The organism is Lacticigenium naphthae DSM 19658, from assembly GCF_000425865.1.
GTDB classification, from domain to species: Bacteria; Bacillota; Bacilli; order Lactobacillales; family Carnobacteriaceae_A; genus Lacticigenium; species Lacticigenium naphthae.
The window spans coordinates 1-16,235 of sequence record NZ_AUEG01000011.1 but is presented as its reverse complement, the minus strand read 5'-3'; the positions used below and the strand labels follow the sequence as shown (position 1 = coordinate 16,235).

Genomic DNA, 16,235 nt, shown 5'->3' with positions numbered 1-16,235 from the left:
TTTCCTTTCTTATTGCATCAGCACATTAGTAACGTAGACTTCTTCGATCACTACTTCTTGTAAATCCGCATTGATGCGTTCTTTCAATTCTTGTTTTATTACTAAATTACCTTCTTCTTCTGTAAACAAGCTATTGGGTGTTTTTTTATGCACGACATGTATCACAGCATCGCGCACTTTAGGTAGATTGTTCTCAATGATTGCAGTCACTTCTTCATCGTAACTCATCAAGGTGATCTCCAATTTTACATAGGAATCATTTCGTGAACTTTCTCCTTGTTCGAGGTTCACGATAAATTCATCTAATGCAACTTTCGTTTCAACAACTTCTTCAGGTCCTTCTGCCGATTGAACATATTGCATGCCGATAAACACACCCCCAGCTAACAATAGAGGGACAAGCAATAAAAGGAGTATCCCTTTTTTTGATTTTTTTTCATTATTTTCTTTAGAAGCCATCCGGTATCTCCTCCTTTTCATGGACAACGGCGATATTCACACGTCGATTTTTTGCTTTATTTTCTTGGGTATCATTCAAAACCAGTGGCTGAAATTCCCCATATCCTTTAGCGGAAAGTCGTTTCGGATCGATCTCCTCTTCCTCACTTAAATAGCGAAGTACAGAAACGGCTCTGCCTGTAGACAACTCCCAGTTTGACGGAAAACGTTCACTAGACATGGGAACATTATCCGTATGACCTTCGACCACTAAACTATTATCAAATATTTTTAATAATCCCGCTAAACTTTCTAGCGTATCTTCTCCTGAGCTGGTCAAGGTTGCTCTACCCGAACTGAACAAAATCGATTCTTGGATATACAGATAGATCCCTTTTTCATCTCTCGTTAAAGAAATTTCGGTATTTAATCCTTTTACATCAATGTAATCCATTGCCTGGTCGTACATAAGGATGACCTCTTTCGGGATCTGGTCAACTTCTTCAGTAATGTCCTCTTTATTTTCATCAAAAGGACTTTCTTCATCGACCACTCCCTCATCTAATGATGAAGGACCTTCCAGAATGGTCGCCCCGTTGGTTCCCAGAAAAGCATCTTTCATCGAGTAATTGACTGCTTCAAATTTTTCGGTGCTGATGACTGACATCGAAAACAATAAGACGAAAAAGGCAAGTAAGAGAGACATCATGTCTGAATAGGTGGTCAACCAGGAAGCTGGCCCCGAAGCATTATCTTTTTTCTGTTTCCTTTTTTTCTTTTTAGACATGTATTATCCCTCATTTACTGCTGGATTTCTTACTGAAGCCTCTTCATCCAACCCTTTTTCAGAAGTTGACAAGAAGCTCACTAATTTTTGTTCGATAACACGTGGATTTTGTCCTTTTTGTAGAGACATAACACCTTCCATGATCAAATCGAAGGTTTTCATCTCTTCACGGGACTGTTCTTCCAAATTTTTGGCGATCGGTAAGAAAACCATGTTCGCCAAGAAAGAACCATAGAATGTTGTCAACAAAGCTGTCGCCATTCCGGTACCGATTTTTGTCGGGTCAGCCAAATCACTCAACATCGCAATCAATCCGATCAATGTTCCGATCATCCCAAAAGCTGGAGCGTATTCTCCCCATTTTAAGAAGACCATTTGACCGACACTATGCCGACTCGTTATCTGTTCATATTCCAATTCCATCAATTCTTCAATGGTTTCGCCGTCGACTCCATCTACAACCATTTGTAAACCGTATATCAACAATGGGTTGGTTAAACTGGCAATGTCATCTTCAATTGCGAGCGCACCTTCGCGACGCATTTTTTTGGAGATCCCTGTAATCAGATCGATCAATTCTCTGCGATCATCATTGGGAGCAAAAAACATTTTTTTAAGTAATGAAGGAACTTTTTTTAAAACGGTAAAAGGAAAACTGATCAACAATGCACTAAATGAGCCCGCAACCACAATAATTAAAGAGGGGCCGTCAAAAAATCCAATCAGCGGTCCACTCGAACTCATGGACCAAAGGATCAATCCAATTCCTACTACCAACCCGATTAAAGGGAATATATTTCTTTTCAATTTTCTGCCTCCCTTTGATAAGCATATATTTCTCTTTTATAGTCTAAAACTTTTTCAGCTACAGTATCTGGTGTTTCTTTGACACGTATTTTTTTTAAATCGATCAATGTAATGACAGTATCGTGTGCCCAGTCAATACGGTAGATCAATTCACTATTTAATAAAAACGATTCACCTACAATAGAGGTCAATTCAATCATGTGGTAATCTCCTTACACAAACAGTTTGTGTTGTGTTGAATTTTTTCAATTGAATCAGGTAACTTTATTCACTTTTCTTCATTGAAGTTGCCTGCAAGACTTCCATTCAGGCAACTTCCAGTCGGAAAAGGGCGGAAAGTGTCCACTACGGGCTTCATTCAGGTAACTTCAGCTTCCACTCAGCCCTCAACTTGCCCGAATCAGTCAACCTTACTAGCCTTCACCCATTGAAGTTGCCTACAAGACTTCCATTCAGGCAACTTCTAGTCGGAATAGTGCGGAAAGTGTCCAATACGGGCTCCGTTCGGGTAACTTCAGCTACTACTCAGCCCTCAACTTGCTTGAATCAGTTCGATTCAGTCAACCTTACTAGCCTTCACCCATTGAAGTTGCTTGCAAGACTTCCATTCAGGCAACTTCTAGTCGGAAAAGAGCGGAAAGTTACCTGATCAACCTTTTACAATTTTATTAACGTTTCAAGTTGATCAATTCTTGTAGCATCTCGTCTGATGTCGTGATGCTTCGTGAGTTTGCTTGGTATGCACGGCTAGTGGTGATCATTTCTGTAAACTCATTCGCTAAATCGACGTTCGACATTTCAAGGAATCCAGAACGGATCACACCATAACCTGCATCTGATGGAAGACCATAGATAACCTCTCCAGAGTTTGCGGTATTATTATATAAGTTCCCTCCAGCTTTTTCTAACCCATCCGGATTGGCAAAGCTAGCTAGAGCAACCTGCCCTAAAGTAGCCGTATTTCCATCAGCTAATGTAGCTGTTATCAATCCGGTATTATCAATCGTGTAGTTCTGAATATCCTCACCATCTACATCTTCAGGAATAGACAAAGTCACGACACCAGCATCTACAGCTAAACTTTCTCCAGTTATCGGATCAGTATTGTATCCCATTAAACGTGCTCCACTAGCTGTAACTAAATTTCCATCTTGGTCAGCATAAAAACCACCGTCGCGAGTAAATTGAACATTTGCACCATCACCCGTTTTACTGACAACGAAAAATGAGCTATCTCCATTTTGTATGGCAAAATCTAAATTACGTCCCGTAGGTTGAAGCGAACCGCCACTCATAACCGTATCAGTCGATCCTACTTGTACACCTAATCCGACTTGTTGAGTATTGACCCCACCGCCACCATTATTGTTTGGGCCTTGAGCAGTTTGATTGATTTGGCTGATCATATCTTCAAAACGGACACGCCCGGTTTTAAATCCGACTGTACTGACGTTTGCGATATTATTTGAAATGACATCCATCTTTGTTTGGAAACTCTTCATTCCAGAAACTCCAGAATACATTGATTTTAACATTTTATATTTTCCTCCATTCGATTTTCCTATATCGATCAGTCAATAGGAAACTAGCCTCTTTTCAGTCCAGCTAGGTCTTGCTTAAATTTTTACGGCACTATCGATATTGGTGACTTCATTCATTTCATCTGTCTTTAATGCGGTAATAATGGTACGATTTTTAATGCTCGCGATCAGTGCCATTTCATCGTATAAAATCAAAGAGTTTTGGGCACCTTTTGTTTCTAAGGTTTCCATTGCCTCGCTTATTTTGCTTAAATCACTTGCTTCCAGCGTGAGACCTCTCTGCTCGAGTCGTTTCTGTGCATGATTGGAAATGGTCAGCTCTCCGGTTTTTGTTTCGTTTTTTAACGCCTGATTCAAAAAACTTTCGAATTGGTGATCGATTTTAAGCTTTGAAACCTGTTTAAGGGGCGTCTGCGTGTTCTGTTTGTTCACTGAATGAATGGAATAGTCCTGAATCATTCACTTCCACCCATTTCGGTGATTGCGTTCATCCCGTATTCTTTTCCGCCGATCAAAATCGTAGCAAGACCATCGTTGAATTTTACCTTTTCAACAACTCCTGTAACCAATCCCGCTTCTTCTCCCATTACTGTCACATTTTTCCCGACCATTTGAATGGCTTGTTGTTGCTGAGACATGATCAGTGTCATGTTCATTGCTTCGGTCAATTGCGTCATCTGATCTAACGTATTCATTTGAGCCATTTGCGAAATGTAATCCATTTCTCCACCGCCGCCGCCACTTCCACCATCATCACCTGGCAAAGAAGGTAAACTAATAGCTGCCGCCATGATTTTCATGAAATCGTCTGTACTCAGTGTTCCTGGATTTTTAACTTCTGGGGTTTTTTCCACGCCATTCACTTGTGAGCGCATGCCCATTAAAGATGCATTGTTCATTTCCATTGCGTCTCTCCTTCCTTAAATCAGTAAGCTGACTCCTGTTGAGTCGGTTTCTTCTCTGTCTTGGATGACTTCTTCCGTTTCTTCCATACCTGACCTATTTAGCTTTAGGTCTTGTTCCTGCTGGAATAAAGACGATTGTTGCTGGCTTTGGTCTTGACCGGTTTGGACGTCTACTGAAAAACTATTCACCGCTATTTTTTGGCTCGCCATATCTTGTTTGAAGTGATTGAATTGTTGATCTAAAATGTGTTTCGTCTCACTATTTTCAACTACCCATTTTAGCGTCAATAGTTCATCGATCATTTCTATTTCCACTGATACTTTGCCCAAGTGTTGCGGCGTGAGTTGGATCTTAGCCGTCATTTTTTCTCCTGATCGAACAAGCGAATCTACGACTAGTTTTTCTTGAGCCGTCACCAGTTCGTTCACTGTCATTGTTTCTTTAAAGGCAGTTGCTATAGACTGTGTCGTTTTTGGAGTTGCCGCTTCCGGATTTATTTTGGAGCTCACCGCAAACCGTGCGCCTTCTTCTATAGAAGAAACTTTTTTTCCATCCGTCTCTTTCCCCAATTCTTCCACTTCTTTTAGCGATCCAGCGTGAGGAAGGATAGTAGGAACGGTTTGTTCTATAACCTCTGTGTTGGTCGGCTGTTCAACACCTTCCACATTCTGTACTGTTTCCAGTATTGGATGGGTAGCTTCTGAACTTTCGTCTGCCTGCACGTTTTCAGCACCTTTGGCTGATGCATCTATTTGTGCTTTAAAGTTTCTAAAAAGGACTGCTAAGTTTTGGGTCGGTTCCTTGATCATCACAGACATTTCTTTTGTATTCTCTATTTCTATAGTGCTCAGTCTTTCTTCCGTTTCCACTAGACTGGTGATGATTTGTTTGATTTCGTCTACCGTTGCCGGTTTCTTGAGCTGATCGCCTAACAGAGCTAATTTCTCTTCGACTTGTTCGATCGGTAAACCTTGAAACCTATCTACTACTGCTTCTTTTACTTGGCTCAACAGCGCTTTTACTTCTGTCATTTCTTCTGGTGTAAAGAGCTCAGTAAGCGGAATGCTGGTTTCAGTATCTATCGAAGCATTTCGATCGTGTTCTGGAAAGAGTTTTTGAAGGAGCACTTGCTGGTCTTTGGATAACATCTCTTTCAGTTCTCCTAAGAAATCCCCATCTGTCCCTTCAGACTGCGTAAACAGTAGGTTTAGCAACTGCAAAATTTCCTGTTCCTCTTCAGGTGAGAGTTTTCCTTCTTCAGTCAGTCCGTTCCCAACAACTTCACTCTCTTTCATCAGTCCATGTAAAAATGCTTCGAATGTTTCCAGTTTTTCTGTCTGATTCTTTTGTGGTATCTTCACCGTTTTCACATTTACAGTTTGCTTCATTGATTGCACCGTGTTCATATTTCACCTCCTCTCAATGGCTGCTGTTTTTAATAGAGAAAACGCCCGAATTGGATAGTTGCCATTTCATCCAATTCCTTTTGTTCCTCTTTTTTCTCAGCCAAATAATAAGCAGATTCTTCCTTCTCCTGCAACTTTTCCAGTACTCGTTTTTCTTTGTGTGATTCCGCTAAAGCCGCCTGCATTTCCCGCACGACTTCTTCGGCACGGTTCACCCGGGTCTTCTGGGTCACGACTTTTTCACTCACTAGCGATTTATAGAGATCATGGTGGCGCAGTCCATCGATATCGTTCGATTTCAAGTCTGCATACTTCAGCTGCAAACTCTCTCTTAATAATTTTTCCAGTGTTGCTTGTTCTTTATGTAAATTGGCTTCAGCTTCTAAGACCGTCTGTTGCGCTTGTTTTGCTTTGTCTTTTCGCCAATCCAATATTTTTTCCATTGAAAACTGATACCGACTCATTCAATCACTCCTAACTTATTCGACTCGTCCGTTCAAAAAGTTCGTGTAACTGTTCAATCGTTTGGGGATAAGAAACTTTCTCGTCCACACTTTGCTTCAAGAAGTTTCGGATCGGCTTGTGATTCAGTACCGCTTCATCCACTATCGGATTGCTTCCTTTGCGGTAGGCCCCCACGTCGATCAAGTCTTTCGAGTCTGCATAAATGGCCATATTTTCTTTTAATTTTCCAGCCAACTGGTAATGCTGGTCGGGAACGATTTCTTTCATCAACCGACTCAAACTGTTTTGAATATCAATGGCCGGATACTGATTTTCTGAAGCGATCTTCCGTGACAAGATGATGTGCCCGTCTAAGATCCCGCGAACGGCATCCGCGATCGGTTCGTTCATGTCGTCTCCTTCAACTAATACGGTATAAAAAGCAGTGATTGAACCGGTTTGCGCCATCCCGCTTCTTTCCAGCAGTTTGGGCAAGGTTGTAAAAACGGAAGGGGTATACCCTTTGGTAGTTGGCGGTTCACCAGTTGCCAGGCCGATTTCTCGCTGCGCCATTGCCACCCGGGTCACCGAGTCCATCATCAAAACGACTTTTTTACCTTGATCGCGGAAATATTCGGCGATCGCTGTCGCGACATAGGCACCTTTCAAGCGGACAAGTGGCGGTGTATCGGATGTAGCACAGACGACGACGGATTTTTTATAGCCTTCTGGCCCCAGGTCGTTTTCAATAAATTCATTGACCTCGCGTCCCCGCTCTCCGACTAAGCCGATCACAATGACATCTGCCTGACAGTTGCGCGCAATCATTCCAAGCAAGGTACTTTTCCCGACTCCACTTCCGGCAAAGATCCCCATCCGCTGGCCTTCTCCGACAGTCAACACTCCGTCGATCGCCTGAATACCGGTGGCCATTACCTCTGCGATCCTGCGCCGTGTAAACGGATCTGGGGGAGCGCGATGCACTGCGACAGGATTTCCATTGTCGGCTGCTTCACCGTTCAACGGTCGCCCCAGTCCATCGAATGTTTTGCCCAGCATCGCATCGCTCACGTCGACTTGAAAAGCTTTCCCAGTTGGTCGCACTAGACACCCAGGTCCAATTCCTTCCAACTCATCCAGTGGCATCAACAAGACGGTGTTTTCCACGAAGCCCACCACTTCGGAGAGGACCCTTTTGCCGTTGGATTTGATGTTGATTTCACAGACTTCTCCGATGAACGCATCCAGGCCTTCTACTTTAATGATCAAGCCGGTCACTTGGGAAACTTTTCCCATTTTTAAGGTAAATTGTTTTTTTTCAAGGAGTTGGTGGTAGTCCTGGATGGGTAAGTTCAACATTATGCGCGCTCCATTTCTTTCATTTCTTTCAATACATTGGCTAGCTGTTGATGGATCTGCAAATCGACGACGGCGCGGGTACTTTCGATCACGCATCCGTTCCGTTCGATTTCACTGTCTGGATAAACGACGAAGCGTTTATCTGAATAGGTCTCTTTCAATGTAGGGAGGAGAGCTTTTACTTTCTCTATCTCCGTGGGATGGACATTCAAGGCAACGAAATCTTCTTGGCGGTCCAGTTCTTGAACGACCGGATGGATCAGGTTCAGTAACTTTTTATCATCTTTAGCAAGTTGATCATGTAGGATGTTTTCAGCCATGTGAATAGCCAGTTCCATCCATTCTTGCTTTTTATCTTTGACGTAGTCATCGATTTCAGTGCGGGCGATGGTCAGTTGTTGCCAGGCTTCCTCTTTCAACTTGTGGGATTCTGTCTGGCCAGTGGTAAAACCTTGGTCGTATCCATCTGCATACCCCTGATCAAAGCCTTTTTGCTGGCCGTCAGCCAACGCTTGCGCGAAAGTTTCTTTTCGCAACTGCTCGATTGCTGCTTCGGCTTGTTCCAGCATTTCAGCGCGTTCGACAGCCGCTTGTTTTAAGATGCTTTGTTTTTTCCTTAACGCATCGGCAACTTCTTCGTCTTGAAATTCAGTCGATTCATCCACAGAAGCTATTTTTTCTTCCAGGAGCTGAATCTCTGTTTCGATCGTTGACCGGTCTGCCCCATTGGCAGCCTGTCCTGCTTTGATGATCCTAGGAGATGATTTCATCTGCTTCACCTCGTCGGATGTAAATTTCGCCTTTATCATCTAAGCGGCGAATAACAGTGACCACTTTTTGCTGGGATTCTTCCACGACAGACAAGCGTGCCGGTCCCAAGAATTGCATATCTTCCTTGATCGTTTCCACCGCACGACTCGATAAGTTGTCAAAGACAAAGTCGCGCAAGTCTTCGGTAACGCCTTTGAGGGCCATGACCAAATCGTCGTTTTCCACTTGGCGCAACACTTTCTGGACATCTTCTTTGGATAACGTGATGATATCTTCGAAAGTGAACAAGGAGGCTTTGACTTCTTCGGCCAATTCCGGTTCTTTGGCTTCCAACTCGGCCACGATTTTCTTCTCGGAGCTCCGTCCGATCGCGTTCAATATCTCGACCAGCGTATGCACACCCCCGACATTTTCGGTTTCGTTTTCTACAAACGAAGAGAATTTATTTTCGATGACTTTTTCGATTCGCTCAATGACCGCAGGCGATGTCTGGGAAATCGTTCCGATGCGCTCCGATATTTCTGCCTGCAACTCCAACGGGAACGCGGACAATACATGGGCCGCTTTTTCAGGTTGCATATAACATAAAATAAGCGCCACTGTTTGTGGCTGTTCATTCAACAATAGATTAGTCAATTGTTGCGTATCTGCTTTCCGTGCGATATTAAACGGACGTTCGCGCAATTGGATCTGATTCAACATATCGATCACTTCTTTGGCACGACTCGATCCCAATGCTTTATTTAGCAAGTCTTTGGCGTAATCGATCCCGCCATCTAGCATATATTCACGTGCCTGGGACATTTCCATAAATTCCGTCATGATCTCTTCGCGTTCTTCGGGTTTGACTAATTCGATATTCGCGATTTCATAACTCACTTTTTGTATATACGTATCCGGCATCTGTTTCATGATTTTAGATGCAATATCCGGTCCCAAAGATATCAATAAAATAGCCGCTTTTTTAATTCCATTTACTTCTGTCACTCTCTGTCACCTACTTTTTCTTATCGTTCACCCAAATTTTGATCAATTCAGCTGCCATCTCAGGATTTTCCTGTGCATATTTGCGTGTCGTATCTTCCCGTTCATTTGCGACCTGGTGCTGCTGAGCTTTCGTAGCTTCTTCTTTTTCTTTTAGAATGCTCTGCATCTTGTCTGTTTCACTTAGATAGTCCTCATTGTCGTTTAAATCAGCAAATTCATCAAAATCATTCCGCTTTCTTCGCATGAAGAGCACCAGTACCGTGATCAGGATGATCAGACTGACACCGATCCCCAAGACGTACATCCAATAAGCTTCTAGGAAAGCGGTGATGGTTTCGTCGAGCGGTGCGTTCTCCTCTAAGTCTTTGAACCCTTCGCCATTGGCAAAAGGAATATATTCGACTGTATAGTAGTCTTCTCTTTCCGGATCATACCCGGTCGCACCTTCGATCAAGCGCTCGATCCCATCTTGGTTCATGGCTTCTCCGTTGATGACGACCGATGTTCCGATACGGTTCAGCGACCCAGGTGCTTTGATTACACGCTCGACTAATGAATCTACTTCATAGTTGATCGTTTCATCGTAGGAGTTCGACGCGTCGCCCTCATCACCTGTTACAGCTCCAGCATTGTCCCCAATATTTCCATCTTGAACGCCTTGGACAAACTCCGCATTTCCTGTAGCACTGCGTTGTTCACTACGCGGGATCCCTTTGATCTCGCCATTTTCATCTTCGATGCCTTCATAGCGTGTGATTTCCTGTTCGATGGCATCGAAATTCATTTCAGCTGAAACAGAAACTTGAATATTGTCGATACCGTAAATCGGCGTCAATAATTGCAAAATCTTGCGTTCCATTTCATTTTCGACATTTTGTTGGATGCTTTGATACTGGGTGACACTGTCGGTCGTCTGCATGAAATCATTCGCCTGTAGCGACTGACTCAAGAGATTCCCGTTTGTGTCGACGATTTGGACGTTGGCTACTGGTAAATGGTCAATAGAACCGGATACTAAAGAAGCGATCCCCTGAATCGTTTGTCCGCCTAACCTTTGTGTTCCGCGCGGTTCGATCACAATAGAGGCACTCGCTTCTTTTTGATAATCTGGATTCTGGAATACCGATTCTTCTGGGATCGATACCATGACCTTCGCTGACTCCACTTCTACTAACGAACTGATGGCCCGCTCCAATTCTCCAGAAACCGCACGCTGGAACATGATTTCTCTATCCGCATCCGTCGACATCATGCTCGTATCATCGAAAATTTCAAATCCAACGGAACTTGCCGGCAGCATACCTTCCACCGCTGCATCGATGCGGTAAGCATCCACTTGTTCTTCATCGATCAAAATGGTCGTGCCTGCATCTTCTAGTCTATAAGCCAGACCCTTCGCTTCTAAATCATTGACGATGCGTCCGGCATCAGCGGATTCCATATCGGAAAATAATACCGCGTAAGCTGTCCGCTGAGTGAAATACGTTAAGAAAACCAACGCACTCACAACACTCATGACGATGAGCCCTAGCCGAACTTGTTTTTTTCTTCCCAAGGCTTCCCAGCCTGCGCTCACCTGTGCTACTATGTTTTTTATTCCATCCATCGCAACTTAACTCCCCTTACTGCCCATTTAAAATTGCATATTTTTTACATCGTTATAGGCTTCGATCACTTTGTTTCTCATTTGGACAGCGAGTTCTAAAGATAGTTGCGCTTCCGTTGATTTGATCATAACTGTATGTAGATCGTCTGTTTCTCCCACGATCATCGATTCGATAGCCGCGTTGGAATCTGCTTGTTTCGCTTCTAGATTTTCCATCGCATTCGTTAACATGCCGGTGAAATCTTGACCCTTTAGCTTGTCCGCTGCCGGATTCGCTTGTTCGTTCAATTGACCTAATGAATCTAAGCCCACATTCGAATATACATTACGCATCAATGCTTCTGTATTCATCTATTCACTCCTCATCTATCTAGAAATTTCCAAAGCCTTCTTCAACATCTCTTTACTGGCATTCAAAGCAGTTGCATTGGCATCATACGTCCGCAGCGTCGTCATCATTTCGATCATTTCATCTGCCATATCCACATTCGGATATTCCACATACCCTTCTGCATTGGCGTCCGGATGAGTCGGTTCATACATGAACTTCGTATTCAACGGATCTTCCGCGATCCCCGTCGCTTTCACACCAAAACTATTCAGCTCTAGTCCTTGATGGATACCTGATTTTTCTCTCATTAAACTCTCTTCAAACAGTACTTGTTTCTTTAAATACGGACCACCTTCTTCCGTTCGCACCGTATTCACATTCGCAATATTGCTGGACGTCACATCTAACTTCAACCGCTCCAGCGACAACCCGCTCGCATTGATTTTCATAGAATCAAACATGGACATTCCGCTTCACCTCATTCTTATTTCATCACGCTGCGCATCATCGAATACTTGGCATTGACTTGTTGGATCAATGCTTGGTAGTAAATCGAGTTGGCAGCCATCTCCGTCATTTCTAAATCGACATCGACATTATTTCCGTCCTCTTTCACTGTCGTACCTGTTCGCTTACTCACTTCAGGTTCAATACCGAGCGCATCTTTATAGCCGATATGACCTTGATGGGTAACGCTCATTCCGTCTCCATTTAGTGCATTCGTTAACAGAGACTCAAATTCCACTTTATTCACTTTATAATTTGCCGTGTTCACATTGGAGAGATTGCTTGAGATCGCTTCTTGTCTTAACGAAGCCGTCTGTAATCCCTTTTGCAATAATTGGTAGGTATGATCCATCAGACCCACTCCTTTTTAAATTGGTTTACTATATGAGGAAATAGTTAATATGTATTCAGGTTAAACTTGTCTTAATAAAAATACACCACGAGAGTAAGTATAAGGTTTTTAAAAAGCCTAGACAACACATAAATTTATGGTGAAAAAGGTGCGTCACTTCGATTATCAAACAATTAGGACTATAAGAACAATCTAAGAAATTGTGGAATTTGATTAGTTTAGTACTAAATTAATTGATTTTGTTCATTCCATAACAACTATTTTTTAATTTTGTAATGAAAGTCATATGTTAAAATAGTCCTAATGTTCACATATTATTGACCCTTTATCCAATTATGACAATTTTGTGACATTTCGTCATTAAACTGTAAAGAAAAATTATACAAATATATTACGTTTGTTATGTAAATATGCAAAAAAATTTCACATAATAATGTACACCTCCAAATAGTTCAATATTTATTTAGTGGTCTAATTGATATATACGCAAAAAAACACTGGGACAAATGATGCAAAAAAAAGAACACTATCGATTAGATAGCGTTCCAGGCTTCGAGCAGTTCGTTCATGATTTTACGACACTGTTCGATTTTCTCTTTGTCTTTTTTGATGTTGGCTTGAATCAGTTGCGGAAGCAGGTAGGCATACAGATCAGCTAAATTTTGGGCCACTTCTCCGCCTTGTTCAAAGTTTAAAGTGGAAGCAAGTTCTTGAATGATGTCTTGCGCTTTGATCAAGTGTTTATTCACCTTGTCATTTTCTTTGCTGTCGATAGCCAGTTCGGCTAAGCGCATATTCTTAACAGCAGCTTGATACAATAAGATAACTAATTGTTTTGGGGAAGCCGTCGTTACTTGATTTTCTTTGTATACAGATGCTGGTTTTGCATAAGCCATGAAGTCATTTCCCTTCTTTACATATTTCGATCGACAAAAATTGAAGACTCTTGTATGCGATAATAATTATCGGTCACTTTATTTTTCTGATTGAGTTGTTTGAACCGTTTTTGAAGTTGCTCTTTGTCTTCTTGAAGGCAGTGAATCACTGCACGTTGTCTTTGGATAATGCGCTGCATGCGATCTGCTTGATTACCAGACGGCATTATTTTCTCTCGTCCTTCTAGCATATCCGTCCATTGATCAAACAAGGTCTGATTTTTCGAGATGATTTCCATCGCTTGTTCGCTGGAACCATCCCAATCGGCTAAATTCGTTTCCAGTTGCATCAGTACGCTTTCTTGGCTATCACTCATCGCACAGGGCTCCTTCTATTAATTCGATTTAGATTGTGTATTCATAGAGCCCATTGTGCTCATCAAGTAATCCAGTTGCGATTCGGCTTGCATCATTGCCGTATCCAAAGCCGTAAACTGCTTGATGTAGCGTTGCCGTTTTGATTCCAGGCGGCGGTTAAAGGTTGTGATCTGGTCATCGATATCTTCTATCGTACGTTCGATACTGCTCGAACGAGACGAGATGATCCCGGTATCTTTTTGGATGTAGCTGTCGATGATAGTTGTGAAGCGATCAGATAATCCAACTTCTTTCTCAACCGTTTCACCAGCAGCGTTTACTTCTGAAACTGTTGCGGTAAAGAAATTTTTCACACCATCAGCATTTTCCGACAAGGCTTCAGTTAGCTTTGTTTCATCTAGCGTCGCTTTCCCATCTCGATCAACGGTGATCCCCAGTTCTTTTAATTGAGTAAACGCACCATTTTCATCTTGATTGGTACTCGTCATCAAGGAACGTAATTGGGATTGTGCTCGTATCAAAGTGCCGTCCCCCACCAAACTACCCGTTTTATTGGAATCAGCCGAGGGGTCACCGACATCTAATTGCTCATCCACGAAAGACATGACCGAATTATACTGGTCCACAAAATCTTTCACCGCTTTTGTCGTACTCTCAAAGTCCTCTTTCACAGTTAGGTTGGTTGCCTGCGTTGTTGTACTCTGTTGTTTCAAAGTAAAACTCAATCCTTCTACAGCATCGTCGACGGTATTGGAGTCACTTTCCATCTGAATACCATTTATCGTAAAAACTGCTTTCTGTCCAGGGTTGGTAGTAGCATCTGCAGCAGCAACTCCTAAAGAAGTAGCCAAGTCTCCCGTAACATTGATTGCACGGTCACCCGTTTTTTGGTCCATGAAGACTAACCGGTCATTGATGATCGTTGCCGATACAGAAGTTCCGGCTTCTTTTGATTGCGCATTTATTTTTTCGACGATATCTTTCAAGCTATCTGTCGCTTCTGCATCCACGTTAAATGATTTCCCGTCGGCATCTTCCAAGGTCAAACTCGTAGTAAGAGTCAATTCTGAAGAAGTTGTTTGGTCTGCAGTTAGAATTTTACCGAAGTTGACTTGTGAACGAGTCGCTAATTGCTCGATATGTAGAAAATAATCTCCACTCACTGCACTTGAATCCGCAGTTACGCTAGCTAGTTCACTATTATCTATTGTTGCTATTTTTGAATTATACAGTGGTGCTTCTTTCATCGTTGTCATTTTCTTTTGTAGTGAATCCAGACGTGTATTCACATCTTTCCAGGCATTTTTTTCTGCCGTCAGATTTTGTTGCTTACTTTGAAATTGTCTTAATTTTCCTGATTCAGCTTCGATCATTTGATCGATCGTAGCCATATCTATTCCGGAATAAGATCCCATGATACTAAAAGACATATGATTCTCCTCCTTACTTTCGCTTATCTACAATGATGCCTACATTTTCCCAAATTGCTTCCACTAAATCAAGCATTTTTTCTGGCGGCATCTCACGCAATGTTTCATGTGTCTCCAAATTGACGAGACGAACCATCACTCGTTTGGTTCCTTCATGAATACGATACTCCAATTGCGCATTCACACCCAATAAGTATTCATTGACCTCTTCGATGGCTTCAGAAATAGGTTCTGTGATAGACCCTTCTTTTTCTTTATCATAATGGCCAAGCTCAGATTTTGACTGATCCGCTTGCATAAAAGTATCGAAGACTTTCACGACTTCCTCTTTTATTGGTTTAGCTGGAATAACAGTGTGTGTTGGTTGAATAGGTGGAATGTTTCCCATAGATTTCCCTCCGTCATGATGAAAAAAAAGAATAGTTTAACTTAATTATAAAATAAAAATATCCAAGCCAAGCGAACTCGGCTTGGATATTCCGAAATAAAAATTATTGTAATAAAGAAAGAACGCCTTGAGGCATTTGGTTTGCTTGAGCCAACATGGAAGTAGCTGCTTGAGAAAGGATGTTATTCTTCGTAAAGCTCATCATTTCTTCAGCCATGTCAACATCACGAATACGTGAGTTTGCTTCAGACAAGTTTTCTTTTGTTGTAGAAAGGTTAGAAATAGTGTGATCCAAACGGTTTTGAACAGCACCCAAATCAGCGCGTTGAGTTGAGACTGCATTAATAGCATCATCAATATCACTTAATTGTGTATCAAAATCTAATACATTAGTACCAGGTGTGGTTTCATTAGCAGCAACCTCTGCTGCTGTTAGACTCACTTTGACTCCACCAGTAACAGTTTCATCTGCTGCTACTGTAGCACCAGTTAAACTATTTGCAGACATATCAGCTATGGTTACGTCAATACTTTGTCCGCCATTTGCACCAATTTGGAATGAAAATGTTTGCTCTCCATCCATTAATGTTTTGGTATTAAATTCAGTGTTTTTGGCAATCCGGTCTATTTCAGCCGTTAAAGAATCAACTTCTGTTTGAATTGCTAATCTATCATCATTGGTATTTGTATCATTCGCTGCTTGAACAGTCAAATCACGCATACGGTTCAAGATGCTATGAGATTCACTTAAGGCACCTTCAGCTGTTTGGATCAATGAAATCCCATCTTGCGCATTCCGAGATGCTTGTGTCAAACCAGATATCTGGTTTTTCATTTTTTCAGAAATTGCTAATCCGGCTGCGTCGTCTCCTGCTTTATTGATACGTAAACCAGATGATAATTTTGCTAATGAACTACTTTT

21 protein-coding genes are annotated in these 16,235 nt (G+C 42.1%); all 21 read right to left on the bottom strand.

The features are described 5' to 3' along the window. Positions 1 to 9: 9 nt before the first annotated feature. The gene (locus tag H626_RS0107470) at positions 10 to 459 is read right to left on the bottom strand and encodes a flagellar basal body-associated FliL family protein (RefSeq protein WP_027108805.1); all 450 of its coding nucleotides are present in this window, start codon (positions 457 to 459) and stop codon (positions 10 to 12) included. Then, complete coding sequence (locus H626_RS0107465; protein ID WP_027108804.1) at positions 449 to 1,225, bottom strand: flagellar motor protein MotB; 777 nt, start codon at positions 1,223 to 1,225, stop codon at positions 449 to 451. The genes H626_RS0107470 and H626_RS0107465 overlap by 11 nt, the downstream gene beginning before the upstream one ends. Positions 1,226 to 1,228: 3 nt before the next feature. Next, a complete protein-coding gene (locus tag H626_RS0107460; RefSeq protein ID WP_027108803.1) occupies positions 1,229 to 2,032 on the bottom strand; it encodes a motility protein A in 804 nt (267 codons plus the stop codon). Further along, positions 2,029 to 2,232, bottom strand: coding sequence for a flagellar FlbD family protein (locus H626_RS0107455; protein ID WP_027108802.1), 204 nt, complete (start codon positions 2,230 to 2,232; stop codon positions 2,029 to 2,031). The genes H626_RS0107460 and H626_RS0107455 overlap by 4 nt, the downstream gene beginning before the upstream one ends. A 468-nt stretch (positions 2,233 to 2,700) precedes the next feature. Continuing rightward, positions 2,701 to 3,567, bottom strand: coding sequence for a flagellar hook-basal body complex protein (locus H626_RS0107450; protein ID WP_027108801.1), 867 nt, complete (start codon positions 3,565 to 3,567; stop codon positions 2,701 to 2,703). An 81-nt stretch (positions 3,568 to 3,648) separates the two neighbouring features. Further along, positions 3,649 to 4,032: a TIGR02530 family flagellar biosynthesis protein gene (locus H626_RS0107445; protein ID WP_051237902.1), complete on the bottom strand. Its 384-nt coding sequence runs from the start codon at positions 4,030 to 4,032 to the stop codon at positions 3,649 to 3,651. Continuing rightward, positions 4,029 to 4,478, bottom strand: a complete 450-nt coding sequence (locus H626_RS0107440; RefSeq protein WP_027108799.1) for a flagellar hook assembly protein — start codon at positions 4,476 to 4,478, stop codon at positions 4,029 to 4,031. Before H626_RS0107440 ends, H626_RS0107445 begins: the two co-directional genes overlap by 4 nt. Positions 4,479 to 4,493: 15 nt before the next feature. Then, positions 4,494 to 5,885 (bottom strand): flagellar hook-length control protein FliK, encoded by a 1,392-nt coding sequence (locus H626_RS0107435; RefSeq protein WP_027108798.1) that lies wholly within the window; start codon positions 5,883 to 5,885, stop codon positions 4,494 to 4,496. A 29-nt stretch (positions 5,886 to 5,914) separates the two neighbouring features. Continuing rightward, on the bottom strand, positions 5,915 to 6,349 hold the full coding sequence (gene fliJ / locus H626_RS0107430; RefSeq protein ID WP_027108797.1) for a flagellar export protein FliJ: 435 nt from the start codon (positions 6,347 to 6,349) through the stop codon (positions 5,915 to 5,917). A 10-nt stretch (positions 6,350 to 6,359) separates the two neighbouring features. Continuing rightward, on the bottom strand, positions 6,360 to 7,691 hold the full coding sequence (fliI, locus tag H626_RS0107425) for a flagellar protein export ATPase FliI (RefSeq protein WP_425411633.1): 1,332 nt from the start codon (positions 7,689 to 7,691) through the stop codon (positions 6,360 to 6,362). After that, positions 7,688 to 8,458 (bottom strand): FliH/SctL family protein, encoded by a 771-nt coding sequence (locus H626_RS10910; protein ID WP_035618943.1) that lies wholly within the window; start codon positions 8,456 to 8,458, stop codon positions 7,688 to 7,690. Before H626_RS10910 ends, fliI begins: the two co-directional genes overlap by 4 nt. Then, positions 8,442 to 9,446 carry a flagellar motor switch protein FliG gene (gene fliG, locus H626_RS0107415; RefSeq protein WP_027108795.1) on the bottom strand — a complete coding sequence of 335 codons (1,005 nt, stop codon included), beginning with the start codon at positions 9,444 to 9,446 and terminating at the stop codon, positions 8,442 to 8,444. Before fliG ends, H626_RS10910 begins: the two co-directional genes overlap by 17 nt. A 10-nt stretch (positions 9,447 to 9,456) precedes the next feature. After that, entirely contained in the window at positions 9,457 to 11,052 is a 1,596-nt protein-coding gene (gene fliF / locus H626_RS0107410) for a flagellar basal-body MS-ring/collar protein FliF (RefSeq protein ID WP_027108794.1), read from the bottom strand. A 27-nt stretch (positions 11,053 to 11,079) separates the two neighbouring features. Further along, on the bottom strand, positions 11,080 to 11,403 hold the full coding sequence (gene fliE, locus H626_RS0107405; protein ID WP_027108793.1) for a flagellar hook-basal body complex protein FliE: 324 nt from the start codon (positions 11,401 to 11,403) through the stop codon (positions 11,080 to 11,082). Positions 11,404 to 11,418: 15 nt separating this feature from the next. Beyond that, positions 11,419 to 11,850: a flagellar basal body rod protein FlgC gene (flgC, locus tag H626_RS0107400; RefSeq protein ID WP_027108792.1), complete on the bottom strand. Its 432-nt coding sequence runs from the start codon at positions 11,848 to 11,850 to the stop codon at positions 11,419 to 11,421. Positions 11,851 to 11,867: 17 nt separating this feature from the next. Continuing rightward, positions 11,868 to 12,242, bottom strand: coding sequence for a flagellar basal body rod protein FlgB (gene flgB, locus H626_RS0107395; protein ID WP_027108791.1), 375 nt, complete (start codon positions 12,240 to 12,242; stop codon positions 11,868 to 11,870). 533 nt (positions 12,243 to 12,775) lie between these two features. Next, on the bottom strand, positions 12,776 to 13,138 hold the full coding sequence (gene fliS / locus H626_RS0107390; protein ID WP_027108790.1) for a flagellar export chaperone FliS: 363 nt from the start codon (positions 13,136 to 13,138) through the stop codon (positions 12,776 to 12,778). A gap of 17 nt (positions 13,139 to 13,155) precedes the next feature. Continuing rightward, complete coding sequence (locus tag H626_RS0107385; protein ID WP_027108789.1) at positions 13,156 to 13,494, bottom strand: hypothetical protein; 339 nt, start codon at positions 13,492 to 13,494, stop codon at positions 13,156 to 13,158. 18 nt (positions 13,495 to 13,512) lie between these two features. After that, complete coding sequence (gene fliD / locus H626_RS10905) at positions 13,513 to 14,925, bottom strand: flagellar filament capping protein FliD (protein WP_051237901.1); 1,413 nt, start codon at positions 14,923 to 14,925, stop codon at positions 13,513 to 13,515. 13 nt (positions 14,926 to 14,938) lie between these two features. Continuing rightward, a complete protein-coding gene (locus H626_RS11205) occupies positions 14,939 to 15,313 on the bottom strand; it encodes a flagellar protein FlaG (protein WP_051237900.1) in 375 nt (124 codons plus the stop codon). Between the two features lie 103 nt (positions 15,314 to 15,416). Then, a partial coding sequence (locus H626_RS0107370; RefSeq protein ID WP_027108788.1) for a flagellin N-terminal helical domain-containing protein occupies positions 15,417 to 16,235 on the bottom strand: 819 nt, incomplete at its 5' end.

Bases quoted from the DNA above. Each gene is read 5' to 3' on its own strand.
- fliF (WP_027108794.1), bottom strand. From the start codon at position 11,052: ATGGATGGAATAAAAAACATAGTAGCACAGGTGAGCGCAGGCTGGGAA.
- H626_RS0107450 (WP_027108801.1), bottom strand. From the start codon at position 3,567: ATGTTAAAATCAATGTATTCTGGAGTTTCTGGAATGAAGAGTTTCCAA.
- H626_RS0107435 (WP_027108798.1), bottom strand. From the start codon at position 5,885: ATGAACACGGTGCAATCAATGAAGCAAACTGTAAATGTGAAAACGGTG.
- flgC (WP_027108792.1), bottom strand. From the start codon at position 11,850: ATGTCCATGTTTGATTCTATGAAAATCAATGCGAGCGGGTTGTCGCTG.
- fliE (WP_027108793.1), bottom strand. From the start codon at position 11,403: ATGAATACAGAAGCATTGATGCGTAATGTATATTCGAATGTGGGCTTA.
- H626_RS0107465 (WP_027108804.1), bottom strand. From the start codon at position 1,225: ATGTCTAAAAAGAAAAAAAGGAAACAGAAAAAAGATAATGCTTCGGGG.
- fliD (WP_051237901.1), bottom strand. From the start codon at position 14,925: ATGTCTTTTAGTATCATGGGATCTTATTCCGGAATAGATATGGCTACG.
- H626_RS0107440 (WP_027108799.1), bottom strand. From the start codon at position 4,478: ATGGAAATGAACAATGCATCTTTAATGGGCATGCGCTCACAAGTGAAT.
- H626_RS0107470 (WP_027108805.1), bottom strand. From the start codon at position 459: ATGGCTTCTAAAGAAAATAATGAAAAAAAATCAAAAAAAGGGATACTC.
- fliJ (WP_027108797.1), bottom strand. From the start codon at position 6,349: ATGAGTCGGTATCAGTTTTCAATGGAAAAAATATTGGATTGGCGAAAA.
- H626_RS0107455 (WP_027108802.1), bottom strand. From the start codon at position 2,232: ATGATTGAATTGACCTCTATTGTAGGTGAATCGTTTTTATTAAATAGT.
- H626_RS0107385 (WP_027108789.1), bottom strand. From the start codon at position 13,494: ATGAGTGATAGCCAAGAAAGCGTACTGATGCAACTGGAAACGAATTTA.
- fliS (WP_027108790.1), bottom strand. From the start codon at position 13,138: ATGGCTTATGCAAAACCAGCATCTGTATACAAAGAAAATCAAGTAACG.
- H626_RS0107445 (WP_051237902.1), bottom strand. From the start codon at position 4,032: ATGATTCAGGACTATTCCATTCATTCAGTGAACAAACAGAACACGCAG.
- H626_RS10910 (WP_035618943.1), bottom strand. From the start codon at position 8,458: ATGAAATCATCTCCTAGGATCATCAAAGCAGGACAGGCTGCCAATGGG.
- H626_RS11205 (WP_051237900.1), bottom strand. From the start codon at position 15,313: ATGGGAAACATTCCACCTATTCAACCAACACACACTGTTATTCCAGCT.
- flgB (WP_027108791.1), bottom strand. From the start codon at position 12,242: ATGGATCATACCTACCAATTATTGCAAAAGGGATTACAGACGGCTTCG.